Source organism: Rhizobium sp. CNPSo 3670 (assembly GCF_057784555.1).
Window position 1 is genome coordinate 57,339 of record NZ_JBXSOL010000021.1, and the last position, 15,466, is coordinate 72,804.

At 63.5% G+C, this 15,466-nt stretch carries 14 protein-coding genes; 10 read left to right on the forward strand and 4 right to left on the reverse strand.

Annotation, left to right across the window (positions count from 1 at the left end; all coding sequences use genetic code 11):
* Positions 1-270 precede the first annotated feature (270 nt).
* Together ileS and AC13QO_RS21155 are read left to right on the forward strand one after the other, a co-directional pair.
* Positions 271-3,177, forward strand: coding sequence for an isoleucine--tRNA ligase (gene ileS, locus AC13QO_RS21150; protein WP_488541715.1), 2,907 nt, complete (start codon positions 271-273; stop codon positions 3,175-3,177).
* A 131-nt stretch (positions 3,178-3,308) separates the two neighbouring features.
* Positions 3,309-3,938 (forward strand): hypothetical protein, encoded by a 630-nt coding sequence (locus tag AC13QO_RS21155; RefSeq protein WP_085777111.1) that lies wholly within the window; start codon positions 3,309-3,311, stop codon positions 3,936-3,938.
* 112 nt (positions 3,939-4,050) lie between these two features.
* On the opposite strand, the gene AC13QO_RS21160 is transcribed toward AC13QO_RS21155, so the two are convergent.
* The gene (locus AC13QO_RS21160; protein ID WP_097597863.1) at positions 4,051-4,488 is read right to left on the reverse strand and encodes a nucleoside deaminase; all 438 of its coding nucleotides are present in this window, start codon (positions 4,486-4,488) and stop codon (positions 4,051-4,053) included.
* Between the two features lie 90 nt (positions 4,489-4,578).
* On the opposite strand from AC13QO_RS21160, the gene AC13QO_RS21165 reads away from it, so the two are divergent.
* Genes AC13QO_RS21165 through AC13QO_RS21175 form a run of 3 tightly spaced genes read left to right on the forward strand, consistent with a single transcriptional unit; the run spans position 4,579 to position 7,852 of the window.
* Complete coding sequence (locus AC13QO_RS21165) at positions 4,579-6,414, forward strand: pseudouridine synthase (protein WP_488541716.1); 1,836 nt, start codon at positions 4,579-4,581, stop codon at positions 6,412-6,414.
* A complete protein-coding gene (rsmD, locus tag AC13QO_RS21170; RefSeq protein WP_285194786.1) occupies positions 6,395-6,955 on the forward strand; it encodes a 16S rRNA (guanine(966)-N(2))-methyltransferase RsmD in 561 nt (186 codons plus the stop codon). Before AC13QO_RS21165 ends, rsmD begins: the two co-directional genes overlap by 20 nt.
* A gap of 15 nt (positions 6,956-6,970) precedes the next feature.
* A complete protein-coding gene (locus AC13QO_RS21175) occupies positions 6,971-7,852 on the forward strand; it encodes a patatin-like phospholipase family protein (protein WP_488541717.1) in 882 nt (293 codons plus the stop codon).
* Here the strand turns inward: AC13QO_RS21175 and AC13QO_RS21180 are convergent.
* The 3 genes from AC13QO_RS21180 to AC13QO_RS21190 all read right to left on the reverse strand — a co-directional run bounded on the left by AC13QO_RS21180 (position 7,841) and on the right by AC13QO_RS21190 (position 10,622).
* Positions 7,841-8,320, reverse strand: coding sequence for an EVE domain-containing protein (locus AC13QO_RS21180; RefSeq protein ID WP_488541718.1), 480 nt, complete (start codon positions 8,318-8,320; stop codon positions 7,841-7,843). The genes AC13QO_RS21175 and AC13QO_RS21180 overlap by 12 nt on opposite strands.
* Positions 8,321-8,323: 3 nt before the next feature.
* On the reverse strand, positions 8,324-8,695 hold the full coding sequence (locus AC13QO_RS21185) for a VOC family protein (protein ID WP_085777117.1): 372 nt from the start codon (positions 8,693-8,695) through the stop codon (positions 8,324-8,326).
* Between the two features lie 112 nt (positions 8,696-8,807).
* A complete protein-coding gene (locus AC13QO_RS21190; protein WP_085777118.1) occupies positions 8,808-10,622 on the reverse strand; it encodes a monovalent cation:proton antiporter-2 (CPA2) family protein in 1,815 nt (604 codons plus the stop codon).
* Positions 10,623-10,741: 119 nt separating this feature from the next.
* On the opposite strand from AC13QO_RS21190, the gene AC13QO_RS21195 reads away from it, so the two are divergent.
* The 5 genes from AC13QO_RS21195 (at position 10,742) to AC13QO_RS21215 (ending at position 15,445) form a co-directional block, all read left to right on the forward strand.
* Positions 10,742-12,088: a TldD/PmbA family protein gene (locus tag AC13QO_RS21195; RefSeq protein WP_085777119.1), complete on the forward strand. Its 1,347-nt coding sequence runs from the start codon at positions 10,742-10,744 to the stop codon at positions 12,086-12,088.
* Between the two features lie 25 nt (positions 12,089-12,113).
* On the forward strand, positions 12,114-12,923 hold the full coding sequence (locus AC13QO_RS21200; RefSeq protein WP_085777120.1) for a 3'(2'),5'-bisphosphate nucleotidase CysQ: 810 nt from the start codon (positions 12,114-12,116) through the stop codon (positions 12,921-12,923).
* Positions 12,924-12,985: 62 nt separating this feature from the next.
* On the forward strand, positions 12,986-13,234 hold the full coding sequence (locus tag AC13QO_RS21205) for a DUF4170 domain-containing protein (protein ID WP_085777121.1): 249 nt from the start codon (positions 12,986-12,988) through the stop codon (positions 13,232-13,234).
* Between the two features lie 159 nt (positions 13,235-13,393).
* Entirely contained in the window at positions 13,394-14,713 is a 1,320-nt protein-coding gene (gene waaA / locus AC13QO_RS21210; RefSeq protein ID WP_085777122.1) for a lipid IV(A) 3-deoxy-D-manno-octulosonic acid transferase, read from the forward strand.
* A 9-nt stretch (positions 14,714-14,722) separates the two neighbouring features.
* Positions 14,723-15,445: an HAD family hydrolase gene (locus AC13QO_RS21215; protein WP_085777123.1), complete on the forward strand. Its 723-nt coding sequence runs from the start codon at positions 14,723-14,725 to the stop codon at positions 15,443-15,445.
* Positions 15,446-15,466 lie beyond the last annotated feature (21 nt).

Consider the following 15,466-nt stretch of genomic DNA (forward strand, 5'->3'; position numbering starts at 1 on the left):
AATGTTCCGGGTGCATGCCGGATTCGGCAGTGCCTCGCGATCGTAGGCAGGCAATTTCCTCTCTTCCTTTTCCCGGCAAAAACGCCTATGAACCGGCGCTATGACGAAACTTCGGCTGGCAATGACGATACGAATTATCGGCCCGGCCTTCCGCGCGCGCTAAGCGGCCGGGAGGTCCGGGTTTTCGGCGCTTGCGAGCAGGCGCTTCCGCCGCCACCTATTTTCACGTCCGTCGCGCCCTCACGGGGCTGCCAGAAACGATTGTCACACATGACCGAAACAGCCGAAAAGATCGATTACTCGAAGACCCTCTATCTGCCTGAAACCGATTTCCCGATGCGCGCCGGTCTGCCGCAGAAGGAACCGGAGCTTGTTGCCCGCTGGCAGCAGATGGATCTCTATAAGAAACTGCGCGCCTCCGCCGCCGGCCGCGAGAAATTCGTCCTGCACGACGGCCCGCCCTATGCCAATGGCAACATCCATATCGGCCATGCGCTGAACAAGATCCTCAAGGACGTCATCAACCGTTCGTTCCAGATGCGCGGCTATGACGCCAACTACGTGCCCGGCTGGGATTGCCACGGCCTGCCGATCGAATGGAAGATCGAGGAAGAGAACTATCGCGCCAAGGGAAAGGCGAAGCCTGACCTGAGCGAGCCGGCGGCGATGATCGGCTTCCGCCGCGAGTGCCGCGCCTATGCCGAGAAGTGGATCAAGGTCCAGGGTGACGAGTTCCAGCGCCTCGGCATCGTGGGCGACTTCGAAAACCCGTATCTGACGATGAACTTCCATGCGGAAAGCCGCATCGCTGGTGAGCTCCTGAAGATCGCCGCTAGCGGCCAACTCTACCGCGGCTCCAAGCCGATTATGTGGTCGGTGGTCGAGCGCACCGCGCTGGCGGAAGCCGAGGTCGAGTACCACGACTATGAAAGCGACACGATCTGGGTGAAATTCCCCATCGCGAAAGGCCCCGACAGCGTCAAGGATGCCTTCGTCGTCATCTGGACGACCACGCCATGGACGATCCCCGGCAACCGCGCGGTCGCCTATTCCTCACGTGTCGCCTACGGCCTTTACGAGGTCACGGCTGCCGAGAATGATTTCGGCCCGCGTCCGGGCGAGAAGCTTGTTTTCGCCGACAAGTTGGCCGAGGAATCCTTTGCCAAGGCGAAGCTGCAGTACCGGCGCCTAGCCGATGTCACGGCTGCCGATCTCGCCGGCATGGCCTGCGCACATCCCCTCCGAGGCCTGGAAGGCGGTTACGAATTTGTCGTGCCGCTGCTCGAGGGCGATCATGTCACCGACGATGCCGGCACCGGTTTCGTGCACACCGCACCCAGCCACGGCCGCGAAGACTTTGACGTCTGGATGGCGCATGCCCGTGAGATCGAGGCGCGCGGCATCGAGACCAAGATCCCGTTCCCGGTCGACGACGGCGGCTTCTACACGGCGGATGCTCCCGGTCTGGAAGGCGCACGCGTCATCGACGACAACGGCAAGAAGGGCGATGCCAATGATCGCGTCATCAAGGCGCTGATCGAGCGCAATGCGCTCTTTGCCCGCGGTCGGCTGAAGCACCAGTATCCGCATTCCTGGCGCTCGAAGAAGCCGGTGATCTTCCGCAATACGCCACAGTGGTTCGTCTATATGGACAAGACGCTGCCGGATGGAACGACGCTGCGCAGCCGGGCCCTCGGCGCGATCGACGACACCCGTTTTGTGCCGGCCGCCGGCCAGAACCGTCTGCGTGCGATGATCGAGCAGCGCCCGGACTGGGTTCTTTCCCGTCAAAGAGCGTGGGGCGTGCCGATCTGCGTCTTCGTGAATGAGCAGGGCGAAGTTCTGAAAGACGAGGCCGTCAACCAGCGCATCCTCAATGCCTTCGATGTCGAGGGCGCCGACGCCTGGTTTGCCGAAGGCGCCAAGGAACGGTTTCTTGGTAACGAGCACGACCCGGCCAAGTGGACACAGGTCATGGATATCCTCGACGTCTGGTTCGACTCGGGCTCGACGCACACCTTCACGCTGGAGGATCGCCCCGACCTGAAATGGCCGGCCGACCTTTATCTCGAAGGGTCCGACCAGCATCGCGGCTGGTTCCATTCTTCGCTCTTGGAATCGGCTGCCACCCGCGGCCGCGCGCCTTATAACGCCGTCCTCACCCATGGTTTCACCATGGACGAGAAGGGCGAGAAGATGTCGAAGTCGAAGGGCAACGTCACCTCGCCGCAGGAGGTGATGAAGGATGCCGGCGCCGACATCCTGCGTCTCTGGGTCATGACCTCGGACTACGCCGATGATCTCCGCGTCGGCAAGACGATCATCCAGACCAATGTCGATGCCTATCGCAAGCTGCGCAATACCATCCGCTGGATGCTCGGCACGCTCGCTCACGACAAGGGGGAGGTCATCGCGCTTGCCGATCTGCCGGAGCTGGAGCAGCTGATGCTGCACCGTCTCTCCGAGCTCGATCAGCTCGTGCGCGAGAATTATGATGCCTTCGATTTCAAGAAGATCGCCCGCGCATTGATCGACTTTGCCAATGTCGAGCTCTCGGCCTTCTACTTCGACGTCCGCAAGGATGCGCTCTATTGCGATGCGCCATCCAGCCTCCGCCGTCGCTCGGCGCTCTATGCCATCCGCATGATCTTCGATTGCGTGGTGACCTGGCTTGCGCCGATGCTGCCGTTTACGACGGAAGAGGCATGGCTCTCACGCAATCCCTCGGCTATCTCGGTGCATCTGGAGCAGTTCGCTCCGGTCGCCAAGGAATGGCGCAACGATGCGCTGGCCGAAAAGTGGAGGAAGATCCGCGCGATCCGCAGCGTCGTGACCGGCGCTCTCGAAATCGAGCGCAAGGACAAGCGCATCGGTTCCTCGCTCGAGGCGGCGCCCGTTGTCTATGTCGCCGATGCGGCGCTTCGCAAGGCGCTCGAGGGCCAGGATTTCAGCGAAGTCTGCATCACCTCTGGCATCACGATCAAGTCAGATGCCGGCCCGGCCGACGCTTTCCGCTTGGCCGAGGTGCCTGACGTCGCCGTCGTGTCGAAGCCTGCCGAAGGCGTCAAATGCGCCCGTTCCTGGCGCATCACCACCGATGTCGGTTCTGATCCGGACTATCCCGACGTCTCGGCGCGCGACGCCGCCGCCTTGCGCGAACTCGGCATCCGCGCCTGAAGATATTTGCCGGGTGAATTGCCATTGCGGCGTTCATCCGGTAAAAGCTGCCTGAAAATGGCCGGATTTTTGCGTCAGGGGGACGGTTGTCCGGTAGGGCGACGATTGCACCGGTGGCTGGAAGGGTTTTCATGTTCGCAACGCATTGGTTCCGTATTGGCGCCTGCCTGTCTGTTGTCATGGCGGGATGCTCCCTTGTGTCCGGCTGCGCCAGCAGCCCGACCTACGGCACCGACAAGACCGCCATGGAGCAGCTGACCGACGATCTTGGCCAGTCCGTGTCTCTGACCGGACCGGAACCGAAGAACAAGGGCGTCAAATACACGCCGCGCCCGACGCTGGTGCTGCCGGCTGAGGGCCAGCGAGAGACCCTCGTCGCGCCGCAGCCGACGGTGGCCAACAAGGACAATCCGCAATGGCTTGAATCGCCGGAGGAGACCCGCGCCCGCCTCGTCTCCGAGGCTGACGCCAATTCGGACAATCCGAATTACCGCTCGCCGCTGGCAAGCTCCGCCATCGAAGGCGGCCGGCGCACGACCGAAGCCCAGACCCAGGCCTATCGCGAGGCCCGCGCTCTGCAGAAGGGCTCCTACGTCGATCAGCGTCGCTACATTTCCGATCCGCCGCCCGGTTACCGCACCGTCGACGACCCGGCCAAGCTCGATGACGTCGGCGAGCCGGAGCTCAAGAAGCAGAAGAAGCGCAAGAAGGACGCGGCAATCGCCAATTCCGGCAAGCAGTGGTGGAACTTCCTGCAGTAGCAGCTTTTACCGGCCTCTAGCCCATGCTTGTCGGTTGGTTCGAGTTCATCGATATCACCGGACCGGCCCCTCATCCGCCTGCCGGGATGACGGTGTTGTGCAGGCCCTGAGATTACGGCGCCTCTCTTCGTTCCGCAAAGAATCGCCGCAAAATCTCGGCCGACTGCACCTCATTGATTCCCGAATAGACTTCCGGCGCGTGATGGCAGGTCGGTTGCGCATAGAATCGCACGCCATTGTCGACGGCGCCGCCCTTCGGATCCTCGGCGCCGTAATAGAGCCTGCGGATGCGCGCAAACGAGATGGCTGCCGCGCACATGGTGCAAGGCTCCAGCGTCACATAGAGATCGGCGCCGGTAAGGCGCTCCTGCCCAAGTGCCTCGCAGGCGAGCCGGATTGCGGCGATTTCGGCGTGCGCGGTAACGTCGTTGAGCTCGCGCGTGCGGTTTCCCGAGCGTGAAACAGCAATATCGTCGACAACGACGACCGCGCCGATCGGCACCTCGCCGCGTTCTCCGGCGGCGCGCGCTTCTTCAAGCGCCATCTCCATGAAACGATTTGTCTTCACGATCGCAAGAATTTCCACTTAACCGCAGATGCGTGACCTGATAGACAGGCCCAAAAGGCAGGCAAACAGCAAATGACACCCAAAGACAAGCCAAAACGCCCGGGCGCAAAGCCCCTTTCACGGGATAACAGGCCGAAGGCGGGCGGTGCGAAGCCGGCGAAGGCCGCAACCGCGCGCTCGGCGGCGGCGGAAGCCGACAGCGACACCAAGGCCGAACGCATTTCCAAGGTGATGGCGCGTGCAGGCGTCGCCTCCCGCCGCGACATCGAGCGCATGATCATGGAAGGCCGTGTGACGCTGAACGGCACGGTTCTCGAAACCCCCGTCGTCAACGTCACCCTTGCCGACCGCATCGAGGTCGACGGCGTGCCGATCCGCGGCATCGAGCGAACCAGGCTCTGGCTCTATCACAAGCCGGCGGGCCTCGTGACCACCAATGCCGATCCGGAAGGCCGTTCGACCGTCTTCGACAACCTGCCGGAAGAACTGCCGCGCGTCATGTCGATCGGACGCCTCGACATCAACACCGAGGGCCTGCTGCTGTTGACCAATGACGGCGGCCTCGCCCGGGCCCTCGAACTGCCGGCGACCGGTTGGCTGAGGCGCTACCGCGTTCGCGCCCATGGGGAGATCGATCAGGAAGCGCTCGACAAATTGAAGGACGGCATCGCCGTCGACGGCGTGCTCTATGGATCGATCGAGGCGACCCTCGACCGCACCCAGGGCTCGAATGTCTGGATCACCATGGGCCTTCGCGAAGGCAAGAACCGCGAAATCAAAAATGTGCTCGGCGCGCTCGGTCTCGATGTCAACCGTCTGATCCGCATTTCCTATGGGCCGTTCCAGCTCGGTGACTTGCCGGAAGGCCATGTCGTCGAGGTGCGCGGCCGCACATTGCGTGACCAACTCGGCCCGCGCCTGATCGAGGAAGCCAAGGCGAATTTCGACGCGCCGATCTACAATGCGCCCGCCGTCGCTGCCGAAGAAGAGGAAGAGGCTTCGGCACCGGCCGCACCGGCAAAGCGCGAGCGGCCGCGACGCGAGGAGGATAAGCGCGAACGGGCGCTGAGCCGCCTCGACACCAAGCGCGACGATCGCCCCGGCGGGCGCAGAGACGACGATCGCCGCGGCGGCCGCAGGGATGAAGACAAGCCCAAGCGCGCCCAGCCGCTCGGCCAGCGCCGCAGCGCCAATGTCTGGATGGCGCCCGGCGCCCGGCCCCTCGGCGAGAAGGCGGCAGCCAAGGCCGCCAAGAATGCGCAGACCGCGCGCCGGCGCGGCGAACAGCCGGCGGCAAAGACCAATGCTTTCGATCGCATCGAGGATCGTCCGCGCACGCCGATCAACCGTGTGCGCGAAGAGGACGGCGAATGGATTCGTTCGAGCGAGCAGCCCCGCCGCAAGGATGAGGCCGAGGGCTTTGGCCGCAAGCGGTCCTTCGGGGATCGCCCCGCTCGCGAAGGCCCCAGCTTCGGCGATCGCAAGCCGCGTGCTGATCGTGACGAGCGTCCTCGTGCCGCCAGAGCCTCCACCGGCGAGGGCCGTTCTGAGCGTCCCCGCAGCGACCGCCCCTTCGGCGACCGTCCGTCGCGTGGCGAACGTAAGCCGCGCGAGGAGGGTGACGAGCGCCCGCGGACAGCCAGAAGCTTTGCCGGCGAGGGGCGCTCCGAGCGTCCGCGCGGCGAAAGGTCGTTCGGCGACAAGGCTGTGAGCGGCAAGCCTTCGGGCGATAAGCCGCGCGGCAAGGGCTTTGCTGGCAAGCCCGGTGGACCCAAGAATTTTTCCGGCAAACCTAAGGGCGCCAAGCCAGGCGGTGAAAGGCCGGCCGGGGACAGGCCGGCGGGCGGTCCGTCCAGAGGTGGTGCTCGAGGAAAGGGAATGACGCGCGGTGCGGATCGTCGGCGGTGAGTTTCGCGGACGGCCTCTCGCCGTGCCAAAATCCAACGATATCCGGCCGACTGCCGACCGGACGCGCGAGAGTCTGTTCAATATTTTGAGCCATGCCTATCCGGAATGTGTCGACGGCACCCGGATCCTCGATCTTTTTGCCGGAACCGGCGCCGTCGGCCTCGAAGCCGTCTCGCGCGGCTGTCGTCACGCGCTCTTCGTCGAAAACAGTGTCGAGGGCCGGGCGCTGCTCTGGGAAAACATCGATGCGCTCGGCCTGCACGGCCGTACCCGCATCCTGCGCCGCGATGCGACCGATCTTGGCAGCGTCGGCAATCTCGAGCCTTTCGACGTTCTCTTTGCCGATCCGCCCTATGGCAAAGGCCTGGGCGAGAAGGCGATGGCGGCCGCCGCCGTTGGCGGCTGGCTGCGGCCGGGGGCGATCGCGGTGCTCGAAGAACGCGCCGACATTGTCGTTTCGGTCGACCCTTCCTATGTTTTCCTCGAAAGCCGCATCTTTGGCGATACGAGGGTGCATTTCTTCCGGTATCAGCCGCAATAGGCGCAGGGGCGGGGCGTGCAGCAGGCAGAGATCATCAGTCCGAAACTGCCTGCGATCAGCGATTTGCCGACGGTCGCTGTCGCCTTCGGCGGCGGCGGCGCGCGCGGCCTGTCCCATATCCATGTCATTGAAACCCTCGACGAACTTGGCATCCGCCCTGTGGCGATTGCAGGTTCGTCGATCGGCGCGATCATGGGGGCGGGCATGGCCGCCGGCATGTCCGGCGCCGAAATCCGCGAACATGCGCTGGCAACCGTCGGCAACAAGACCGCCGTCGTCGCCCGCATCTGGGGCATGAGGCCGACGACAGTGCGCGATGCCGTGGCCAAGGGCATCCGCATCGGCCAGTTCAACCTGGAGCGGATCCTCAAAGCTTTCCTGCCGTCGGAGCTGCCGGCCCGCTTTGCGGATCTGCTGGTGCCGATGAAGGTCATCACCACAGATTATTACGGGCAGAACGAGGTGATCATCGAAGAGGGCGAGCTGTTTCCCGCACTTGCCGCCTCGTCCTCCATCCCCGCCGTTTTCATGCCGGTGCGCCTGCGCGGCCGCGTGATGATCGATGGCGGCATCAGCAATCCTGTGCCTTATGAGTGCCTGATGGATCTTGCCGACATCGTCGTCGGCGTCGATGTCGTCGGCGCTCCCGAGGGCGACGGCACCCACATCCCGAACCGCATGGAGAGCATCTTCGGTTCCGGACAGCTGATGATGCAGACGGCGATCTCGCTGAAGCTGAAGCTTTGCCAGCCGCACATCTTCCTGCGCCCAACGGTCGGCCGCACCGGCGTCATGGATTTCCTCAAGGCTCGCGAAGTGCTGGCTATGTCCGTCGGCGTCAAGGACGATCTGAAATTCGCCCTCGACCGCGAGATCGAAGCGCGGCTAAAACGCTAAGGAACCTTGCACGGGCGCCGTTGCCGGCGTCCGCGAGACATGCGCCAGCGGTTCAGCGAGCATCGCTTCGGCTATGAGCTCGGCATCGTCATTGTCGATTTCGAAGAGACCAAAGCGCAGTCGATAGCCCCAGCCTGTCCGATCGCTCGTGAAAGATAGCCGACCGAGCAGCGGCCGGATGGGCGTTTCAATGGCCCGCCACCAGACGACATCCCGCCTCCAAGGGCGGAAGCCGGGGTGAACCTCCACTTGATATGCCGCCGTTTCCTCGACCACGCCGATGGCCGTGAAAGCCTGCAGGCGATCCTTGCCGCCGAACGTCTCAGTCGGCGAATAGTAAATCACGCGGTCCCCTGGCGCGCTCCGCTTGAGCGGAGCGGCCTTGCCGTGACAGACTTGCATGAACCCGGCTGCGCGCCCGATGCGGACGTGGTTTGCTGATGCGACGGCAATCCAGCTGCGGGACATGGTTCAGTCCTCCGCGACATTGTAGACGCGCAAGCGATGCCCGTCCGGATCGGCAGCAACAAAGCTACGGCCGAAATCGAGGTCGGTCGGCGGCAGAAGGATCGCCGCGCTCTTGCCCTGCCATTCGATATGGAGCCTATCGACCATGTCCGCTGTCGCGACTTTGAAACCGACCTCGCAGCCGCCGCCCGCAGCAGCCGGCGCCGGCTGGACGCCCGTCCGGCCCCACAGTCCGAGCGCCAGGCCCGAAGGCAGAATGAACATTGCGAAGGTCGGGCTGGCCTCCACAGGATCTTGCCCGAGCAGCCGCGCATAAAAGCTGGCGCTCTTCGGCGCGTCGGTTACGAAAAGTAGAATGCTGTTGCTGTCGAACACGATAAACCTCCTGTATGTCGGGCAGGAGAATGTTTAGAGAGACATGCTGACAGATTCTGGCAGTAGCCCACTGTTTTCGAACTGCTCGACCGTCGCAGCTCCGGCAACAGGTTTATGCGTCCGCCGTCACATCCGCGGTGCTTGCCAGCGGATTATCCTCGAAACGATCGGCGGAGCGTTTCGGCTTGACCAGCGGTTCGGGCCGCACCGGGTGGGAAAACAGCATGTCGCGCCCCGCCTGCAGCCCTTCGGAGACCTGCAGCACCAGCCGCGCCTCGTCGCGCTTGCGGATATCCTCGCCGATTTCATAGGCATCGACCTCCGAGACGCCGAGCGCCTCCAGCGTCCGCCGTCCAAACAGCAGGCCCGATTCCAGCGTTTCGCGCAGCTCGTAATCAATCCCCTTGTTGCGCAGTTCGATCGAATGGATTCGGTCATAGGAGCGTACGTAAAGGCGCGTTTGCGGATAGTCCGCTTGCACCAGTTCTACCACCTTGTCAGTGATCTCCTTCTTCTGTGTGCAGACGAGCACGATCTTCGCCCGGTCGATCCCGGCCGAGCGCAGCACGTCCTTGCGGGTGCCGTCGCCGAAATAGATGCGGAAGCCGAAGGAGGAGGCCTGGCGGATGCGGTCGGCGGAAAAATCGATGACGGTGACGCTGCGCCCGCCGGCAAGCAGGATCTGGGCGGCTATCTGGCCGAAACGTGAGAAGCCGACCATCAGCACGTCGGCGCCCGCACCTTCGAAATCCTCGTCGAGCTCCTCCTGTTCATCGCGATTGAGCAGCCGCTTCGACAGCGCCGCGCCGATCGGCGTCAGCGCCATGGACAGCGTGACGATCGCCACCAGCAGCGACGCCGTGCTCGTCGACATCAAGCCGACGACGCCCGCAGTGGTGAACAGCACGAAGCCGAATTCGCCGCCTTGCGGCAAGAGGAAGGCGATGCGGATCGCGTCATTGTGCGGAGATCCCGATATCCGGCAGAGACCATAGATGATGATCGCCTTGACGGCCATGACGATCGGCACCGTGACGATGACGAAGAGTGCGTTGTCGACGAGCACGCCGAGCTCCAGCGACAGGCCGACGGCGATGAAGAAGATGGCGAGCAGCACGCCGCGGAAAGGCTCGATGTCGGCCTCCAGCTCGTGCCGGTAGGAGGATTCGGCCAGCATCACCCCCGACAGGAAGGCGCCCATCGCCATCGACAGTCCGGCAAGCTGCATCAGGCTTGCCGATCCCATGACGACAAAAAGGGCGGCCGCGATCATCGCTTCGCGTGCGCCGGTGCGGGCGATGATCTGGAAGAGCGGCGTCAACAGATAGCGCCCGGCGACGATCATCGCCGCCACGGCGCCGACGGCCACGGCAAAATCGGTGAGCGGCGTATTGCTGCCCTTGCCGCTGCCGTCGAGTACGGTAATCAGCGCCAGGAGCGGCACGATCGCCAGGTCCTGGAATAGCAGCATCGAGAAGGAACGCTGCCCGTATCTCGTGTTGACGTCGCCATCGCCCTCAAGGATCTGCATGGCGAAGGCCGTCGAGGACAGCGCAAGGCCGAAGCCGGCGACTATGCTGCCGCGCCAATCGAGAACTTCGGAAAACCAGGAGAGCGCGGTCAGCGCCAGCCCGGTCACCAGCACCTGCGCCGTGCCGAGGCCGAAGATGTCGCGCCGCATCTGCCAGAGGCGGCTTGGCTTCAGCTCCAGTCCGATGATGAAGAGCAGGAAGACGACGCCGAGCTCGGCGACGGCAAGGATCTGTTCGCCGTCGGTGATGCCGTGGAAGACCGGGCCGATGACGATGCCGGCGGCGAGATAACCGAGCACCGTGCCAAGCCCCAGCTTCTTGAAGATCGGAGCGGCGACCACCGCGCCGCCGAGCAGCAGGATCGTTTCGGAGAAAAGGTCGTTGGGCGCTGACATGCTGGCAATTTCTTTCGACGGCGGGAAACATACTGGCAGCCCCGGCAAAGAATCGGCGGCGGCGGCCTTGATGCCAGGGAGAGTGCACAATAAATGGAAGCCGAAGGAAAGGCCAAATCATGTCCTCTGAAATCGATTCCTCGACACTTCTTTCCCGCGCAAGTCAATTGATCGATCTGGCAAGGAAGGCAGGCGCCGACGCTGCCGACGCCGTGATCGTTCGCTCTCGCTCGCAATCCGTCAGCGTCCGGCTTGGCAAGGTCGAGGGAACGGAATCGTCGGAAAGCGACGATTTTTCGCTCCGCGTCTTCATCGGCAAGCGTGTCGCCAGCGTTTCGGCCAATCCGGGCTTCGATCTCCAGGCGCTGGCCGAACGTGCCGTCGCCATGGCCAAGGTTTCCCCGGAAGACCCCTTCGCGTGCCTGGCGGACGAGGCGAACCTCGCCAGGTCCTATCCCGACCTGCAATTGCTCGATGCCACCGACGTGTCCTCCGAGATGCTGCGCGAGGCGGCTCTTGCCGCCGAGACGGCCGCGCTTGCGGTCAAGGGCGTCACCAATTCCTCCGGCGCCGGCGCGTCGGCCGGCCTGGGCGGTCTTGTTCTCGCCACGTCGCACGGTTTCCAAGGCAGCTACATGGCCTCCCGTTTCGGCAATTCCGTCAGCGTCATCGCAGGCGAAGGCACGGGCATGGAGCGCGACTATGATTTCGACAGCCGGCTTTATTACGCCGAGCTCGACGATCCCGCCGAAATCGGCCGCCGCGCCGGCGAACGGGTGGTCAAGCGCGTCAATCCGCGCCAGGTGCCGACCGGCAAGAACGTCACCGTCGTCTTCGATCCGCGCGTCGCCCGCGGTTTTGTCGGCCATATCGCCGGTGCGATCAACGGTGCCGCCGTCGCCCGAAAGACCAGCTTCCTGCGCGACAGGATGGGTCAGCAGGTGCTGAAGTCGGGCCTTTCGATCACCGACGATCCTCTGATCGTGCGCGGGCCTTCCTCGCGTCCCTTCGACGGTGAGGGCGTGTCCGGCGAGCGGCTTGTCATGATCGAAGACGGTGTCCTGAAGCACTGGTTCCTCTCGACCTCGACGGCCCGCGAGCTCGGCCTGCAGACTAATGGCCGCGGCGTGCGCGGCGGCAGCGCCGTCACGCCGTCTTCCACCAACCTCGCCTTGGAGCCGGGCGAGATCTCGCCGGAGGAACTGATCCACAGCATCGGCAACGGTTTTTACGTCACCGAACTAATCGGCCACGGCGTCAACATGATCACCGGCGAATACAGCCGCGGCGCCACCGGCTTCTGGATCGAGAACGGCGAACTCACTTTCCCAGTATCCGAGGTGACGATCGCCTCGAACCTCAAGGAGATGTTCATGCGCCTGACGCCGGCAAACGACATCGACCGCAAGTTCGGCGTCGCGGCTCCGACCCTCGCGATCGAAGGCATGACGCTCGCCGGGCAGTAAAAACGGGCAGGAATGGAATGACGGGATGAGCGATAGGGAAAAGCTCCGCTGGCAGAACGATCTCGCCTTGATCGCCGATGCTGCTAAGGAGGCCGGCGCGGTCGCCTACGGCTTCTTCAACCAGTCTCCCGAGGTCTGGTGGAAGAACGGCGACCGCTCTCCAGTCAGCGCCGCCGATTTCGCCGCCAATAAGACGCTTGAAACGATCCTGCGCAAGGCGCGGCCGGATTATGGCTGGCTGTCTGAGGAAACCGAGGACGATGAAGACCGCCTGTCGCGCGAGACGCTTTTCATCGTCGATCCGATCGACGGCACGCGGGCCTTCCTCGGCGGGCAGCATGTCTGGTGTGTCAGCGTCGCGGTCGTGCATCGCGGCCGCCCGGTCGCCGGCGTGCTCTATGCACCGGCGCTCGAAGAGCTCTACGAGGCCGTCGACGGCGGCGTGGCGCTGAAGAACGGCACGCCCTTCACCGTTTCCGCCGCCGGGCCGGACGAGATGAGCCGGCTTGCGATCGGCGAAGACCTGTTGAAGACCTTTCCGCCGGCGTTCCGTGACCGGGTGAGACGCGAAAAATATGTCCCCTCGCTGGCCTATCGCATCGCCATGGTGGCAGATGGCCGTCTGGAAGCCACCTTCGTCAAGGGCAATTCGCATGACTGGGACCTTGCCGCCGCCGATCTCGTTCTGGCCTGCGCCGGCGGCGGGCTTGTAGACCTCGACGGCAAGTCGATTGTCTATAACAGGGCCGACGTCACCCATAAGGTCCTCTGTGCGGCGCCAGCGCCCCGTATCGATGAGTTCCTCGCGGCCTTCGCCGGGCGACGAGACAGTTGACGTTTCCGTCAAAATCCCGCAGATGAGGTGGCGGAGGAACTAGGCAGAAAGAGAACAAGAAAATGACTGACTCCGGTGACAAGAAACAGCTTTTGCACCTCGTTTTCGGCGGCGAACTCGAAAGCCTCGAAGATGTCCAGTTCCGTGATCTGGACGGCCTCGATATCGTCGGCATTTTTCCCGACTATGCCTCGGCGCTGACGGCCTGGAAGGCGAAAGCGCAGCAGACGGTCGACAACGCACATATGCGCTATTTCATCGTCCACATGCACCGTCTGCTCGATCCGCAGCAAAAGGCTGGGGGCAACTGACCTCGGCAGCCGCAGCCAGCCGAACGGGCCTTCGTGCATCGGGCGCCCGTCGATCCGGATCGTTTGACGCATTCTGAACAAATTGATCGGCCATTCCGGCCGCAACGATAATAAGGGAATGGGTTTGATGTCGATCGTCTTGGGTCGGAGGCTGGCGCGATGAGCTCTCGGATGGCGCGGCTCGGTCTGAGCACATACCGTCTGGCGGGGACCGTGGCTTCCCCGGTCGTCGGCCTCTATCTGACCTACCGCACGGCCAAGGGCAAGGAAGACCGTGCGCGCCGCCTGGAACGCTTCGGCTATCCGAGCGCCAATCGGCCCCAGGGCCCGCTCGTCTGGTTCCACGCCGCAAGTGTCGGCGAAACCAATGCGGTCATACCGCTGATCCGCGAAATTCGCCGCCGCGACATTCATGTCATCCTAACCACCGGCACCATCACCTCCGCCAGGCTCGCCGCCGAGCGCCTCGGCCAGGAGGCGATTCATCAATATGTGCCGCTGGATCTGAAGCCATCCGTCAGCCGCTTCCTCGATTATTGGCAGCCCGATTGCGCCATCATCGCCGAATCCGAAATCTGGCCGGCGACGGTGCTGGAACTCGGCCGTCGCCGCATCCCGCAAATCCTGGTAAATGCCCGCATGTCGGACCGCTCCTTTGCCCGTTGGCGCGGCCGCCCGTCGATTGCTGAGGCCCTGTTCGAGAACCTCGCTCTCGTCATCGCCCAATCCGATGTCGATGCCGAGCGTTTTCGCGATCTTGGTGCCGTTCCCGTCATCACTTCGGGCAATCTGAAGGTCGATACCGATGCGCCGCCTTATGACAGCGCTGTCTTCGCCCGCTACAAGAAGCAGATCGGCGATCGCAAGACCTGGGCGGCGATCTCCACTTTTGACGGCGAGGAAAATGCCGCCGGCATCGTCCATCGCGCCCTGAAGGAGCGCGATCGTCAATTGACGATCATCGTGCCCCGCCATCCCGAGCGCAGCGACGAGATCGAGGCGGCGCTCGTCAAGCAGGGGCTGAAAGTCGCCCGCCGCACACGCGACGATGTCCTCTCCGCCGATGTCGATATCTTTCTCGGCGATACGATCGGCGAAATGGGGCTTTATCTCCGTCTGACCGAAATCGCCTTCGTCGGCCGCTCGCTCTTTGCCGAGGGTGGTCAGAACCCGCTGGAGCCTGCCATGCTCGGCTGCGCCATCCTCTCCGGCGGCAATGTGCAGAATTTCCGTGAGGCCTATCAGAAGCTCGCCCGCAGCGGCAGCGCCCGAATGGTGCGCGATACCGAAATGCTGGCCAAGGGCGTGCATTACCTGCTGACCAACGATGAAGCCCGCCGTAACATGATCGAGGCCGGCGTCGCCACCGTGCACGAGATGCGTGGCGCACTGTCGGCGACAGTGAAGGGGCTCGAACCCTATATCAATCCGCTGACGGTCAAGGCGCGTTTGTTGCCCAGGACCGCGGCCCAGGTTTGAGGAGACGCGATGTCCGGCCCGGCGCATATCAAAGGCATCCTCTTCGACAAGGACGGCACGCTGCTCGACTATGATGAGAGCTGGCTGCCGGTCAATCGCGAGCTTGCCCGCATCGCCGCTGAGGGCGACCCGCTTTTGGCCGACCGGCTGCTGTCCGCCTGCGGCATGGATCCGGTGAGCGGCCATATCGTCCCCGACAGCCTGCTCGCCGCCGGCAATACAAGGCAGATCGCCGAGGGACTCGTTGCCGCCGGGTCGATGGTGGACATCGACGAATTGACGATCCGTCTCGACGACCTCTTTTCCGGCGCCGCTGAATTTTCCGTGCCGGTGACTGACCTTGCCGGCTTCTTCGCAAGGCTGCATCGGCGTGGTTTCAAGCTCGGTGTCGCCTCCAGCGACAATGAGCGCTCCATCCGCCAGACGGCGGAGCGCTTCGGTTTCGCCCACTTTGTCGATTATATCGCCGGCTACGACAGCGGCTTCGGCGTCAAGCCGGAGCCGGGCATGGTGCTCGGCTTCTGCGCTGCGACCGGTCTTCTGCCTGAAGAGGTCGCCATGGTCGGCGACAACAATCACGATCTGCACATGGGCCTAAATGCCGGCGCGGGACTGAGGATCGCCGTGTTGACGGGAACCGGCTCGCGCGATTCACTTGCTGCGGCTGCCGATCATGTGCTCGACGATATCACCGCCCTCGAGACGCTGCTGCCTGATCTGCAGCCGGCCTGATCGGTAAAGGCTTGCATTTTC

Bases quoted from the DNA above. Each gene is read 5' to 3' on its own strand.
- ileS (WP_488541715.1), top strand. From the start codon at position 271: ATGACCGAAACAGCCGAAAAGATCGATTACTCGAAGACCCTCTATCTG.
- AC13QO_RS21155 (WP_085777111.1), top strand. From the start codon at position 3,309: ATGTTCGCAACGCATTGGTTCCGTATTGGCGCCTGCCTGTCTGTTGTC.
- AC13QO_RS21160 (WP_097597863.1), bottom strand. From the start codon at position 4,488: ATGGAGATGGCGCTTGAAGAAGCGCGCGCCGCCGGAGAACGCGGCGAG.
- AC13QO_RS21165 (WP_488541716.1), top strand. From the start codon at position 4,579: ATGACACCCAAAGACAAGCCAAAACGCCCGGGCGCAAAGCCCCTTTCA.
- AC13QO_RS21180 (WP_488541718.1), bottom strand. From the start codon at position 8,320: ATGTCCCGCAGCTGGATTGCCGTCGCATCAGCAAACCACGTCCGCATC.
- AC13QO_RS21190 (WP_085777118.1), bottom strand. From the start codon at position 10,622: ATGTCAGCGCCCAACGACCTTTTCTCCGAAACGATCCTGCTGCTCGGC.
- AC13QO_RS21195 (WP_085777119.1), top strand. From the start codon at position 10,742: ATGTCCTCTGAAATCGATTCCTCGACACTTCTTTCCCGCGCAAGTCAA.
- AC13QO_RS21200 (WP_085777120.1), top strand. From the start codon at position 12,114: ATGAGCGATAGGGAAAAGCTCCGCTGGCAGAACGATCTCGCCTTGATC.
- AC13QO_RS21205 (WP_085777121.1), top strand. From the start codon at position 12,986: ATGACTGACTCCGGTGACAAGAAACAGCTTTTGCACCTCGTTTTCGGC.
- waaA (WP_085777122.1), top strand. From the start codon at position 13,394: ATGAGCTCTCGGATGGCGCGGCTCGGTCTGAGCACATACCGTCTGGCG.
- AC13QO_RS21215 (WP_085777123.1), top strand. From the start codon at position 14,723: ATGTCCGGCCCGGCGCATATCAAAGGCATCCTCTTCGACAAGGACGGC.